14 protein-coding genes are annotated in these 12923 nt (G+C 67.9%); 3 read left to right on the forward strand and 11 right to left on the reverse strand.

Annotated elements, in window-relative coordinates; genetic code table 11:
* Window positions 1-28: 28 nt before the first annotated feature.
* Window positions 29-454 carry an alternative ribosome rescue aminoacyl-tRNA hydrolase ArfB gene (arfB, locus tag ACSQ2H_RS04925; protein ID WP_436060341.1) on the reverse strand — a complete coding sequence of 142 codons (426 nt, stop codon included), beginning with the start codon at window positions 452-454 and terminating at the stop codon, window positions 29-31.
* 206 nt (window positions 455-660) lie between these two features.
* Between arfB and ACSQ2H_RS04930 the strand changes: the two genes are divergently transcribed.
* A complete protein-coding gene (locus tag ACSQ2H_RS04930; protein WP_436060342.1) occupies window positions 661-1158 on the forward strand; it encodes a GNAT family N-acetyltransferase in 498 nt (165 codons plus the stop codon).
* On the opposite strand, the gene ACSQ2H_RS04935 is transcribed toward ACSQ2H_RS04930, so the two are convergent.
* Window positions 1155-1637 (reverse strand): Fur family transcriptional regulator, encoded by a 483-nt coding sequence (locus ACSQ2H_RS04935; protein ID WP_436060343.1) that lies wholly within the window; start codon window positions 1635-1637, stop codon window positions 1155-1157. The two genes, ACSQ2H_RS04930 and ACSQ2H_RS04935, sit on opposite strands and share 4 nt — an antisense overlap.
* Before the next feature lie 145 nt (window positions 1638-1782).
* Here ACSQ2H_RS04935 and ACSQ2H_RS04940 point away from each other — a divergent pair, with 145 nt between their 5' ends.
* Complete coding sequence (locus ACSQ2H_RS04940; RefSeq protein ID WP_436060344.1) at window positions 1783-3819, forward strand: TonB-dependent receptor; 2037 nt, start codon at window positions 1783-1785, stop codon at window positions 3817-3819.
* 64 nt (window positions 3820-3883) lie between these two features.
* Here ACSQ2H_RS04940 and ACSQ2H_RS04945 read toward each other — a convergent pair whose 3' ends face one another.
* From ACSQ2H_RS04945 to ACSQ2H_RS04955, 3 genes are all read right to left on the reverse strand, one after another.
* On the reverse strand, window positions 3884-4948 hold the full coding sequence (locus ACSQ2H_RS04945) for a DUF4167 domain-containing protein (RefSeq protein WP_436060345.1): 1065 nt from the start codon (window positions 4946-4948) through the stop codon (window positions 3884-3886).
* 248 nt (window positions 4949-5196) lie between these two features.
* Window positions 5197-6066, reverse strand: a complete 870-nt coding sequence (gene prmC / locus ACSQ2H_RS04950; protein ID WP_436060346.1) for a peptide chain release factor N(5)-glutamine methyltransferase — start codon at window positions 6064-6066, stop codon at window positions 5197-5199.
* On the reverse strand, window positions 6063-6839 hold the full coding sequence (locus ACSQ2H_RS04955; protein ID WP_436060347.1) for an MOSC domain-containing protein: 777 nt from the start codon (window positions 6837-6839) through the stop codon (window positions 6063-6065). Before ACSQ2H_RS04955 ends, prmC begins: the two co-directional genes overlap by 4 nt.
* A gap of 139 nt (window positions 6840-6978) precedes the next feature.
* Between ACSQ2H_RS04955 and ACSQ2H_RS04960 the strand changes: the two genes are divergently transcribed.
* Complete coding sequence (locus tag ACSQ2H_RS04960) at window positions 6979-8178, forward strand: YihY/virulence factor BrkB family protein (protein ID WP_436060348.1); 1200 nt, start codon at window positions 6979-6981, stop codon at window positions 8176-8178.
* On the opposite strand, the gene prfA is transcribed toward ACSQ2H_RS04960, so the two are convergent.
* The 6 genes from prfA to ACSQ2H_RS04990 form a co-directional block, all read right to left on the reverse strand.
* Window positions 8175-9251 (reverse strand): peptide chain release factor 1, encoded by a 1077-nt coding sequence (prfA, locus tag ACSQ2H_RS04965; protein WP_436060349.1) that lies wholly within the window; start codon window positions 9249-9251, stop codon window positions 8175-8177. The two genes, ACSQ2H_RS04960 and prfA, sit on opposite strands and share 4 nt — an antisense overlap.
* A gap of 122 nt (window positions 9252-9373) precedes the next feature.
* Window positions 9374-9667, reverse strand: coding sequence for a hypothetical protein (locus tag ACSQ2H_RS04970; protein WP_436060350.1), 294 nt, complete (start codon window positions 9665-9667; stop codon window positions 9374-9376).
* A gap of 120 nt (window positions 9668-9787) precedes the next feature.
* The gene (locus tag ACSQ2H_RS04975) at window positions 9788-10255 is read right to left on the reverse strand and encodes a hypothetical protein (protein WP_436060351.1); all 468 of its coding nucleotides are present in this window, start codon (window positions 10253-10255) and stop codon (window positions 9788-9790) included.
* 71 nt (window positions 10256-10326) lie between these two features.
* Window positions 10327-10782, reverse strand: coding sequence for a hypothetical protein (locus ACSQ2H_RS04980; protein ID WP_436060352.1), 456 nt, complete (start codon window positions 10780-10782; stop codon window positions 10327-10329).
* An 88-nt stretch (window positions 10783-10870) separates the two neighbouring features.
* Complete coding sequence (gene ispG, locus ACSQ2H_RS04985; protein ID WP_436060353.1) at window positions 10871-12013, reverse strand: flavodoxin-dependent (E)-4-hydroxy-3-methylbut-2-enyl-diphosphate synthase; 1143 nt, start codon at window positions 12011-12013, stop codon at window positions 10871-10873.
* 79 nt (window positions 12014-12092) lie between these two features.
* On the reverse strand, window positions 12093-12881 hold the full coding sequence (locus ACSQ2H_RS04990; RefSeq protein WP_436060354.1) for a TIGR00730 family Rossman fold protein: 789 nt from the start codon (window positions 12879-12881) through the stop codon (window positions 12093-12095).
* Between the last annotated feature and the right edge of the window lie 42 nt (window positions 12882-12923).

A 12923-nucleotide genomic window follows, 5' to 3' on the forward strand; every position in this document is an offset into this window, starting at 1 on the left:
GCAACGCCTGCGCGCCAAGGGTTTACCCCTAGTCGTCGCTCCGCACCCGCCCGCGCTTGGCCTTGACGTCGCCGCGGCGGACCTTGGCTTCGACGCGGCGCTTCTGCGAGGCCTTGGTCGGCTTGGTCTGCTTGCGCGGCGGCGGCGGCGGCCTGGCGGCCTCGCGGATCAGCTCCAGCAGGCGTTCCTGCGCGTCGGCGCGGTTGCGCTCCTGGGTGCGAAAGCTCATCGCCGTCAGCACCAGCACGCCGTCCTGGGTCAGCTTACGGCCGGCCAGGCGCATCAGTCGCACCGCCACGTCATTGGGCAGCGACGGCGAGCGGCGCACGTCGAATCGCAGCTCCACCGCGGTGGAGACCTTGTTGACGTTCTGGCCGCCGGGACCGGCCGAACGGATGAACCGTTCGGTGATCTCGTCCTCGGAGATGGCGATGGTGGGGGTGACTTCGATCACCGGCTTTCCAGATACCTGCGTTCCGACTAACTATGCCGCATGCGCGCTTTCGCGACCCTTATGCACGTGACCTGCCGAACCGCCCAAGCGGGATCGGTGAGGGATGTCGTGCGCTAGGACTGTTAGGCCGCATCAACCCCGCCAGCCCCGCCGCAAGGACGGGGCTTTTTTCATGGCTCCGTTCTCCGAACCAACGAGAGAAGACGATGAGCCAAGATGAAATACTGATCCGCGCCGCCGAGCCCGAGGACGTGCCCGATCTGACCGAGGTGATGAACCAGCCGCGCGCCGTCTGGGGGACCATGCAGCTTCCCTTCACGAGCGTTGCGACCCGGCGCGAACGCTTCAAGGTCACCTCGACGACCCAAACCCTGCTGGTGGCGGTGATCGCTGGCAAGGCCGTCGGCAGTCTGGGACTCAGCCGCCTCGAGGGGCGTCGCAGCCAGGTCGGCACGTTCGGCATGGCGGTCCACGACGCCTATGCCGGCCGAGGCGTGGGCAAAGCCTTGATGGCGGCGGCGGTCGAGCAGGCCGACCGCTGGTTGGGGCTGCGGCGCCTGGAGCTCACGGTGTGGAGCGACAACGCCCGGGCCATCGCGCTCTACGAACGCTTCGGGTTCGAGCGCGAAGGGCTGATGCGCAGCTATGCCTGGCGGGACGGGGAACATGTCGACGCCATCTCGATGGCGCGTCTTCGGCCCTAGCCGGCGCGGCAGGCCGAGCAGCGGCCGCGGGCTTCCAGGGTGATGGTCGCGACCTGGTAGCCCGCGCTTTCGGCCGCCTTCAGTTGGGCGGAGAAGTCGGGCTCGAATTCCTGGGCGGCCCCGCAGCAGTCGCAGATCAGGAAGGCGGCGCGATGCTCGCCGCCGTCATGGCGGCAGGGCACGTAGGCGTTCAGGCTCTCGATCCGGTGGGCGAACCCCAGGCGTTCGAGGAATTCCAGCGCGCGGTAGACGGTCGGCGGCTTGGCCGGTTCACCATGCTCGCCGAAGGCGGCGATCAGGTCGTAGGCCTTCTGCGGGCCGTCGGCCTCGAGCAGCAGCTCAAGGACCCGGCGACGCGGGGCGGTCAGGCGTTCCTGGGTCGCCACACAACGGTTTTCGGCGGCGCCGAGCGCATGGCTCAGGGCGTGTCCCTTGAGGCCCGGATGCGCGCCGTCCGCGTGATGACACTCGCTTCCCATAAGCCTTGGCTACCTGCCTCTCGCGCTCGCCGCAAGCAATGCCGCTTGACGCGTGGTTATGTTATCTCATAACGGTCGATGTTATTTCGTAACATGGCGCGGCGATTTCAAGGCCGGCGTCCGTCAGTATGCCCGAGGCGTTCGTATGACCAAGACCTACCTGCTCGCCGCCGCCGGCGCTGCTGCGCTGTCCGCGGGATCGGCCCATGCCGAGGCGGCCAAGGAGGTCTCCGAGCTGGTGGTGACCGCCGCCCCTTACGTCGTTTCGATGGACTCAGTGACGACCAGCGTCGAGGTGATGAAGCGCGACGACCTGGACGCTGCGCCGTCGGCGGGTCTGGGGGACGTGCTGGCTGGGCTGCCGGGCGTGCGCTCGACCTTCTTCGGACCGGGGGCGAGCCGGCCGGTGATCCGGGGCCTGGCCGGGCCGCGGGTGCTGGTGCTGAGCAACGGCGTCGGGATGATCGACGCCTCGGCGCTGTCGCCGGATCACCAGGTGGCCAACGATCCGCAGGAAGCCGAGCGCATCGAGGTGCTGCGCGGGCCCTCGGCCCTGGCCTATGGCGGCTCGGCGATCGGCGGCATCGTCAACATCATCGACGACCGGATTTCGAGCACCAAGGTCGAGGGCGTGCATGGCCGCATGTTGGCCTCGGGAACGACCGTCGACGAGGGCTCTGCGGTCTCGGCCTCGGTGAAGGCGGGCGTCGGAAACTGGGTGTTCAGCATCGACGGCCTGCACCGCGAGATTTCGGACTACGACATTCCCTCGCCCGCGGAGTCGCGCCGGTTCATGGCCGCCGAGGGCGAGGAGTACCTGGGCAAGGAGCCCTCGACCGTCGCCAACACCGCGGTCGAGCTGAACGCCTATGGCGGCGGCGTCTCCTATGTCGGCGACAAAGGGTTCCTGGGCGTGGCGGTCAAGCGCACCGACACGACCTACGGCGTGCCCGGCCACTCGCATGAGGCCGGCGAGGATCACGACCACGATCACGACCATGACCACGAGGGCGAAGAAGGCGGCGTCCAGATCGACCTGAAGCAGACCCGCTACGACCTGCGCGGCGGGCTCAATCTCGATCTTGGACCGTTCGACCAACTCAAGGTCTCGGCCGGCTACGCCGACTACGAGCACGCCGAACTGGAAGGCGGTCACATCGGCACCCAGTTCCTCTCCGAAGGCTGGGAGGCGAGGGCCGAGCTGGTCCAGAAGGCCCGCGGCGGCTGGCAGGGCGCGGTCGGCCTCCAGGCGCTGTCGCGGACGCTCGACGCCAATGGCGAGGAGGCTTACGTGCCTTCGACCGAGACCCGTGAACTCGGCCTCTTCACGCTGCAGCGGCTGGACAACGACACCTGGGGCGTCGAGGGCGGGCTACGGCTCGACCGCCGTGAACTCGAGACCGACGCGATGTCGCGCGACTTCACCAACGTCTCCGCCAGCATCGGCGGCTTCCTGCGCCCGGCCGAGGGCTGGTTCCTGGGGCTGTCGGCTTCGCGCACGGCGCGCGCGCCGACCGAGGCGGAACTGTTCGCTGACGGCGCCCATGCGGCCACCCGCGGGTTCGAGGTCGGGAACGCCGACCTGGACCCGGAAGTCTCCTACTCGCTGGACGCCACGGTGCACTATGGCGCCGGCCCCTGGGAGATGGACCTGCACGCCTTCGCCGTGAAGTACGACGGCTTCATCGATCTGCGCGCCAACGGCCAGATCGATCCGGAGAGCGGCTTTGCGGTCTTCGACTATCTGCAGACCGATGCGACCTTCTACGGCGCCGAGGCCGAGGCGTCGTACCGCCTGTGGCAGGACGGCGAGCGCAGCTTCTCGCTGCAGGGCGCGGCCGACTATGTGCACGGCGACACCGACCTCGGCCCGCCGGCGCGCATCCCGCCGTGGTCGGTCACCGGCCGGGCGGTGTTCGACGGCGGCTGGTGGAGCGGGAAGCTGGAGTTGCGCCATGTCGGCGAACAGGACCGCGTGGCCGAGTACGAGCTGCCGACCGACAGCTACCAGATGATCAACGCCTATCTGTCGGCCACGCCGTTCGCCGACCGCAAGCTGCGGCTGTTCCTGGAAGGCCGGAACCTCAACGACGCCGAAGCCCGCGAGCATGCCTCGTTCCTGAAGGACCTGGCCCCGCTGCCGGGGCGCAGCGTCCGGCTCGGCGTCGGCTACAAGTTCTAGGGGCCAAAGAAAAACCCCTCCCGCGAGGGAGGGGTTGATCGTTTTCAGAGCCTAGGCGCTGGCCTCAGGCTTCTTCAGTCTCGTTCGAAGAAGCTTCACCGCCCTCGAAGCTGCGCGGGGCGCGGCGACGGCGGGCCTTGGGCTTTTCTTCTCCCTCGGCGGCGGCCGGAGCCTCGGCCTTCGGGGCGCGGGGCGCACGCGGAGCCTTCAGGAAGGCCGGAGCGTGGCTTTCGCCGCCGTCCTCGTCGCGCAGCACGGGCGAGGCTTGCTGTTCGGTCGCGACCAGCGGCGCGGCCTTGGGTTCGACGACGGCCAGCGGATCGCGCTCGGGGCGGTCCTGCCGCTCGGCCCGCTCGGTGCGGTCCGGACGTTCGCCACGATCTTCGCGGTCGCGACGGCCTTCAAAACGCTCGCTGCGCGGACGGTCGTCGCGGTCGCGGCGATCCTCACGCTCGGCGCGGGGCCGATCGTCGCGGGGACGCTCGTCACGCGGACGGTCGTCGCGCTGGCGGTCGTCACGCTGGCGATCGTCACGGGGCCGATCATCACGCGGACGGTCGTCGCGATCGCGATAGCGGTCGTTGCGGTCGCGGTTGCGGCCTTCGAAGCGGTCGTTGCGTTGACGGTCGTCGCGGTCACGGTTGCGGTCGTCGCGCGGACGATCCTGACGGTCGTCGCGATCGCGCCAGCGCTCGCCGCGGGCCTGTTGGCCTTCGCCTTCGCCGTTCTCGCCGGATTCAGCGGCCTCGTTGGCCGCCGCTTCAGCTTCCGCCGCCGCAGCCTGGGCGCCGCTCTCGTCCTCGAAGTCGATGTCGAGGCCGCCGGAGTAAGTGTCGCGGCCGAGGATCTCGGCGGCGGGCTTGTTCGGCTGCATGGCGCGCACCGTGCGGAAGTAGTGCTCGGCGTGCTGCAGGTAATTCTCAGCCAGCACGCGGTCGCCGGCCGACGACGCGTCCCGGGCGAGCTGCTGGTATTTTTCGAAAACGTGTTGGGCGTTGCCGCGCACCTTCACGCCGTCCGGACCGTTGGAGTCGAAGGCCCGGTTCGCGTTCTGCTGCTGCGGCTTGCCGCCCCCGCCGCCACCGCGATTGCGGCCGCGCTGGCGCTTCATACCCTTGAAATCTCTCATTCTCTGTGTCCGCCGCCGCGTCGGTCTTTCGCCGGTCTGCGCGCGGTCTATCCTCTCGCCTTGGTCGGGCCGTTCGCCCGTAAGTCCGTGTTGAAGACGTAAGTGTTCTCCGTCGTCCGCCCTGACCTTGAGGCGCGAGACACGCTAAGCCTGCGCGCCTTCCGGAGCGGGTGTACGTCCTGACTTCTCAGGGCGTCTAACCTCTAGCACCGGCGAATTGGGTGGAGACGAGATAAAGACTTAGCGATTCACTTGCGCGTTTCCAAGGGGTTTTTCACGCCCACGACGACGCGGTCGTTCGTCGACAAATCCTTGATCGTCCAGACTTCACTGCCGCCCGCTTCGTTGAACAGGGCTTCGACCTGATCCTTCTGGTCGTAGCCGATCTCGACCGCGAAAAGGCCGCCCGGCTTCAGCACCCGCATTATCTCGGGGGCGAGGTGTCGGTAGGCGTCCAAACCGTCCGCGCCGCCGTCCAGCGCCAGGCGCGGGTCGAAATGGCGTACCTCGGGCTCGAGGGTCTCGATCACCTCGCTGGCGATGTAGGGCGGGTTGGAGACGATGACGTCGAAGCTGGCGTCCTGCAGGCCGGCGGTCCAATCGCCGCGGGCGAAGGCGACGCGCCCGGCGAGGCCGAGGTTGGAGGCGTTCTCGCGCGCCACGGCCAGGGCTTCGTCGGAGATGTCGGTGGCCAGCCCCTTGGCGGCCGGGCGCTCGGCCAGGATCGACAGGATGATCGCGCCCGAGCCGACGCCGAGGTCGAGGATGTCGAAAGCCATCTGCTCGGGGAACTGCTTGAGCACGTAGTCGACGATGACCTCGGTCTCCGGGCGGGGGGTCAGGACGTCGGCGTTCACCGCCAGCATGACCTTCCAGAAGCCCTTGCGGCCAAGGATGTGACTGACCGGCTCGCGGCGCTCGCGGCGCGAGACGTAGTCGTTGAGGCGCTCCTCCTGCGCGGGCGTCAGGGCGCGGTGCGGGTCGGCGACGATGTCGGCGCGGGTGGCGTCGGCCGCAGCCTCGACCAGCAGGCGCGCGTCGATCACCGGTCCCACGAGGCCGACGGCCTCCAGGCGCGTCTTGGCCGACTGCCAGGCTTGCAGGAGGGTGATCGTCATGCAGTGGGCTCCAGGGACGGCATGGTGGCGGCGTCGCCGACCGTGACCCGTCCAGAATCGGTAACGTGGACATAGATGCCCAGGTTCATGTGCCCATAGTTGTCGAACAGAGCCTTGACCACATCCATGTCCCGCTCGGCGGTGTCCGGGTTCACGTGGGTGGCTGCACAACGGACGATGGGCTTGAACACCTTGGCGCGGGCGAAGCCGACCATTAGTTCGCGCCCCTCCCACTCGTTCTCGACCCAGGCGGGCCAGCCCTCGACATAGAGGTTGCCGCGGAAGCGCAGCGGATCCACCGGGCGGCCGATCTTGGCCTCCAGGTCGCGGATGCTGGCCATGTTGACGATCGACACATGGCCCTGCGGGTGGTCCATGAACCGGTAGCCGGGCGCGTCGAGCACCTTGAGCTCGCCGCGGACCTCCTCGCCGAGCAGGGCGGTGAGCCAGCCGGCGAAGGCGGCGCGACCGTCGGCCTGTTGCAGCGAGCCGCTGAAGTCCGGCTGGCCCTCTGCGGTCGCCGACAGGACGCCGCTGGCCTCGTCGTAGCGGGTGCGGGCCTTGGCCACCTCGGCGATGGACATCAGCACCGTGAACTTCTGCTTGGCGATGTAGGCCGGGGCGGCCGGATCGAAGCCGGAGGGGCCGTTCTCGACGGCGTAGAGCCGATCGCAGGGGAACGGCCCGCCGGCGGTCAGCTGGGCCTGGTCCAGGCGCTCGGGCGTGAAGCCTTTGACGGGGTGGCGATAAAGCGCGGCGATGTGACCGGTCATGTGCCCTTCGTCTTCCTGACCCTTCCACGGGTGGATTGTCTTCGCACAGTCATGACCGAGCCGGTAGCTGCCTGGCGGGCGGAACGCTGGCATGATCGGGGTGTTCCAGCCTGTCGGGTGCGGCGGAGAGAGGGTGCGGATGTCGGAGCAGGAAGAGCGAACGGCGTGGGATCGCGTCGTCGGAATCTTCTGGCGGGCCGCGCCGTGGGTCGGGTTCATCGCCATGACCGAGCTCTGGCGGCGCAGCCGCCAGCATGTCCGCGGCGGGCTCAGCGTCGACGCGATCGCCACGCCGGCGGCCTTCGAGGAGGCCGAGCCGCGGCGCGGGCGGTTCGCCCACAGCCCGCATGCCATCCCGCCCAAGGGCTGGAAGGACATCGTCTGGCGCACCTACCAGGAGATCGGCCGCGACCGGCTGCCTTCGGTGGCGGGCGGAGTGACGTTCTACACGCTGCTGGCGCTGTTTCCGGCCATGGGCGTGTTCGTTTCTCTCTACGGCCTGATCGCCGATGTCGGTGCGGTCCAGCAGCAACTGGCGAGCATGTCCACGGTGTTCCCGGCGGAGGTCATCAACATCGTCGGCGAACAGATGCTGCGGCTGGCGAACCGGCCTTCGGCCACGCTGTCGGTGGCGTTCGTGGTCAGCCTGCTGCTGTCGGTTTGGTCCTCGAATGCGGGGATGAAGGCGCTGTTCGACGGTCTGAACGTCGCCTACGACGAGGATGAGAAGCGGAACTTCTTCAGCCGCACCCTGCTGACCTACGGCTTTACGTTTGGAGCCCTGCTGTTCCTGGTGGTGATGACCGCGGTGCTGATCGCCGCCCCCATCGCCTTCGACTATCTTGGCCTGTACGAACTCGCGGTCGTGTGGGGCCCGCTCCGATGGTTGATCCTGCTAGCCATGGCGGCCGGCGCGTTCTGCGTGATCTATCGCTACGGCCCTTGCAGGGCGCGGGCGAAGTGGGCCTGGGTGACGGTCGGGGCCGTGCTCGCGGCGGTCTTCTGGCTGCTCGGGTCGCTGGGCTTTTCCTGGTATCTCAACAACATCGCCCATTACGACGTCACTTACGGCTCGCTGGGCGCGGTGGTGGCGTTCATGACCTGGATCTGGTTCTCGGTCATGGTCGTGCTGCTGGGAGCTGAGATCAACGCCGAGATCGAGCACCAGACGGCGCTGGACACGACGATCGGTCCGGAGAAGCCGATGGGCGAGCGCGGCGCGGCCATGGCCGACAGCGTCGGCCTGGCGTTCCACCTGGATATCTCGAAGATCACCAACAAGGCGGTGAGCGACAGCCTTCGGCAAGCCGATCGCGTGCGCCGGGCGCTGCGGCGCTAGTTGAACTCGTCTTCCAGCGCGGCCAGGCGGGCGGCCTGGTCCTCGGCGATCAGCGGATTGATCACGTCGTCCAAGGCTTCGCCTTCGATGACCTTGGCGAGGTTGTAGAGCGTCAGGTTGATCCGGTGGTCGGTCACGCGCCCTTGCGGGAAGTTGTAGGTGCGAATCCGCTCGGAGCGGTCGCCGGAACCGACCTGGCTCTTGCGGGCGTCGGCGCGGGCGGTGTCGAGCGCCTCGCGCTGCTGGTCGTAGAGCCGGGCCTGCAGCACCTTCAGGGCGCGGGCGCGGTTCTGGTGCTGCGACTTCTCGGACGAGGTGACCACGATGCCGGTCGGCAGGTGGGTGATGCGCACGGCCGAGTCGGTCTTGTTGACGTGCTGGCCGCCGGCCCCGGACGAGCGGTAGGTGTCGATGCGCAGGTCCTGTTCGCGGATCTCGATTTCGACGTCCTCGACCTCGGGCAGCACGGCGACGGTGGCGGCCGAGGTGTGGATGCGGCCGCCGGCCTCGGTCTCGGGCACGCGCTGGACTCGGTGGACGCCGCTCTCGAACTTCAGCCGGCCGAAGACGCCGTCGCCGGTGATCGAGGCGATGATTTCCTTGTAGCCGCCGACTTCGCCTTCCGAGACGCTGTCGATCTCCACCCGCCAGCCGCGGCTCTGAGCGTAGCGCTGGTACATGCGGAAGAGGTCGCCCGCGAACAGCGCCGCCTCGTCGCCGCCGGTGCCGGCCCGCACTTCGAGAATGGCCGAGGCGTTCTCGTCCTTGTCCTTGGGCGCGAGCAGCAGGGCGACGTCGCGCTCCAGCCCCGGGAGGCGTTCGTTGAGGGCCGCTAGTTCGTCCTCGGCCATGGCCGCCATCTCGGGGTCGCCGGCCTTGGCCATCTCCTCGAGCTCGGGCAGTTCCTCGCGGGCGCGGGCCACGGCCTGCACCGCGTCGGCCACGGGCTTCAGCTCGGCGTGCTCCTTGGACAGGCGCACGATTTCGGCGCCGTCGGTGGCCGCGCCCATGCGCGCCTCGATCTCGCGGAAGCGGTCGAGGACCTGATCCAATCTGGCCTGGGGGAGACGCACGGAGTTCCAGTCGCTGCTGAAATGAAGGGACGCTTCTCTAACGCCCCCGCGTCGAGCCTCCAACGAAAAAGGCCCTCTCCGCGAGGAGAGGGCCTGTCCGTCCGCCGAAGCGGAAAAACGTCTTAGACGCGCACGCCCGTGAGCGGGGCCGAGCCGAAGGCGCCCAGCTTCACGTTGCCGCTCATCGAGTCGCCCGACACGGTGGCCGAGAACTCGAGGGTCATCGGCATCGGTTGGGTGATGGCGGTCGACCAGGTCAGGGTGTCGCCCGAAACCTTGCCTTCGATGGCTTGCTCACCCATGCGGCCCTTGGTCTGGCCGGTGAAGGTGTCGCCGCTCGTGGTGATCGAGGCTTCGACCTCTTGAGCGCCCATCGGCGAGTTGATGGTGATCTTCCAGTTGCCGTCAGCGGACATTGTGTCCCTCCCTGGGGTTTAGGCGGGGCACCTAATCAAGGCTAAGGCGAGAGCGCAAGAGGTGACGCGGGCGTCATCTTTGACAATGTTCAATTTGAAATGCCGTTCGGGGACCGGCGTTCACGCGCTGAGCGGAGGAAGCTCAGGTTCGACGAGCTCAAAGCCCACCTCGCGCAAGGCGCGGCCAAGGCGTTGGATGCGCTCGTAGAATTCCACGGCGGCGTCCATCATCTCGGGCGAGGTGAACACTGCGGCCGGGGCGATCAGGCCGCCGGGCGCGCGCTCGATGATCCCCAGGGAAATAAAAGCCTCGACGTAGCGGCCGACGATCTCGGCTGGCGCGCCGATGGCTTTGTAGAGCGCCGCGTCGGTCATCGGCAGACTGCCCTTGTCCGGGCCGATGCGGTGCAGCCCGGCATAGCGGTCGTCGCCGAGCAGGTTCTCGCCGTTGGCGCTCCAGATGGTGGTGAAGACCAGCAGGGCGAAGACATCGCCGCCATGCAGCTTGGCGAAGGAACGGAGCGCCGCGAGGATCTCGAAGGTGCCGGTGCGGAGCACGGCGCGCCGATTGTCGGCTGCTGCGTCCATGGTCGCCCCCCTCGAATTGCGTTCGCCGAACGACCTATGCGAACCGGCGGGGCCCTGGTCAACCGTCCAGGTCAGTCGCCGAAGGAGAAACCGGCCGAGCGCATCGAGGTGACCATCTGCACCACGCTCTCATAGAGTTCGCTCGTGCCCTGGAGCATCTCGGGTTGGGTGAAGACCGCGGTCGGCACCACCAGTTTGCCCGAGACCTCCTCGGCCAGCCCCTTGTCGAGCAGGCGCTTCACGTAGGTCTGCAGAATGTCGTCGGGCATCGGCAATGCGGCGCGCAGCTCTTCGAGGCTGGCGGGCTTGCGCAGGGCGTCCGGCGGGATCGATTTGAGCTGGACGTAGCGTTGGTCGCCAATCAGGTGGCTCGAGTTCAGCACCCAGAGGGCGGTGAACACGAAATACTCGATGACGTCGTCGCCATGGACCTTGGCCATGCCCCGCGAGATCTTGGTCATCTCGGTGGCGACGATACGAACGACGGCGCGGCGGGTGTCCGCTGGAACGGGAGAGAACGTAGTCAAATCAATACCCCAGAGCACTCATCACAAGGTCTAGGGCATTTCGTCGGGCGCGAATAGCGGGCCCGACGCAGTTCGCATAACGTGTGATCTATTCGGCCGCCTGCAGCGCGGCCTGCTCGGCCTTGGCGAGCTCGGCGGCCTTGGCTTCGACCAGCTCGACGATGTGGTCGACCATCCGCTCGTTGTCCATCTTGTGGTCCGGCTTGCCGGCCAGATAGACCATGCCCGCGCCCTTGCCGCCGCCGGTGAAGCCGACGTCGGTCATCAGCGCTTCGCCGGGACCGTTCACGACGCAGCCGATGATCGAAAGGCTCATCGGGGTGGCGATATGGGCTAGGCGCTGCTCCAACGCTTCGACGGTCTGAATGACGTTGAAGCCCTGCCGCGCGCAGGACGGGCAGGCGATGATGTTGACGCCGCGGTGGCGCAGGCCGAGCGACTTCAAGATGTCGAAGCCGACCTTGATCTCCTCGACCGGATCGGCGGCGAGGCTGACGCGGATGGTGTCGCCGATCCCGGCCCAGAGCAGCGCGCCCATGCCGATCGCGGACTTCACGGTGCCGGTGCGCAGGGCCCCCGCCTCAGTGATGCCGACGTGCAGCGGGCAGTCGATGGCCTCGGCCAGCTGCTGGTAGGCCGCGACGGTCATGAAGGGGTCGGACGCCTTCACGCTGATCTTGAACTCGTGGAAGTCGTTGTCCTGCAGGATGCGGGCGTGATCGAGGGCGCTCTCGACCATCGCGGCGGGGCAGGGCTCGCCGTACTTCTCCAGCAGGTGCGGTTCGAGGCTGCCGGCGTTGACGCCGATGCGCATCGAGCAGCCGTGGTCGCGGGCGGCCTGGATGACCTCGCGCACGCGATCGGGCGAGCCGATGTTGCCGGGATTGATCCGCAGGCAGGCTGCGCCGGCCTTGGCCGCCTCGATGCCGCGCTTGTAGTGGAAATGGATGTCGGCCACGAGCGGGACCTTGGCCTCGCGGGCGATGGTCTTGAACGCTTCGGTCGAGTCGACGTCGGGGCAGGAAACCCGGACGATGTCGGCGCCGGCCTCTTCGAGCTGGCGAATCTGGTCGATGGTCGCCGCGGCGTCGGCCGTCAACGTGTTGGTCATCGACTGGACCGTGATCGGGGCGTCGCCGCCCACCTCGACCTTGCCGACGCGGATCTTGCGCGAGACCCGGCGGTCGATGGCGCGCCAGGGACGGACGTGGGTGTGATCTTGCACGGTCATGGCTTCGAAAATAAGGGCTTTGGCGGGAAAACGCGAGGCCGCGCCGCGCCGCAGCGGAGCGGCGCAGCCTCGCATAGCGTCAGGTGATGTCCTCGCCATGCTTGACGCCGCCGGCGACAAGCTGGGTCCAGACCTGTTCGGCGCTCTCGGCGAAGCTGAACAGCTCAAGATCGGAGGCCTTGATCATGCCCTCGGCGATCATGGCGTCGAAGTTGATCACCGAGCGCCAATAGGCCTCGTCGAACAGCACCACCGGGATCGGCGGGGCCTTTTCGGTCTGGCGAAGGGTGAGGATCTCGAACAGTTCGTCCAGGGTCCCGAAGCCGCCCGGGAACACCACCAGGGCGTTGGCGCGCATGGCCAGGTGCATCTTGCGCATGGCGAAGTAGTGGAAGCGGAAGGTCAGGTCCGGGGTCGAGTAGGCGTTCGGCTCCTGCTCGAACGGCAGGGTGATGTTGAACCCGACCGAAGGGGCTCCGGCGTCGACCGCGCCGCGGTTGGCGGCTTCCATCACGCCAGGACCGCCGCCGGTGGCGATGACGTTGTCACGCGGGCCGCCGTTGCTGAGCAGGGCGCCGCCGCGCTGGGACGCGATCTTGCCGAACTCGCGGGCGGCCGCATACCAGTCGGCATGGCGTCCGGGACCCGCCTCGGAAATGCGGGCGCTGCCGAACACCACGATGGTCGAGCGCACGCCCCAGGCGCGCAGCGCCTCTTCGGCCTTGGCGTATTCCAGCAGGAAGCGGACGCCGCGCATGGAGTCGCCGAGCAGGAAGTCCTCGTCGAGCGCGGCCAGCCGATAGGATGGGGCGGCCATCTGCTCGGCGTTGCTGGGGTGCTCTCCGCCTTCTGTGACGCCTGCGACCATGACTGAACCTCCGTACTGAATCGGAGGGCAACTTCGCCGAGA

The sequence above is a fragment of the Phenylobacterium sp. LjRoot97 genome, from assembly GCF_964254345.1.
GTDB lineage: Bacteria > Pseudomonadota > Alphaproteobacteria > Caulobacterales > Caulobacteraceae > Phenylobacterium.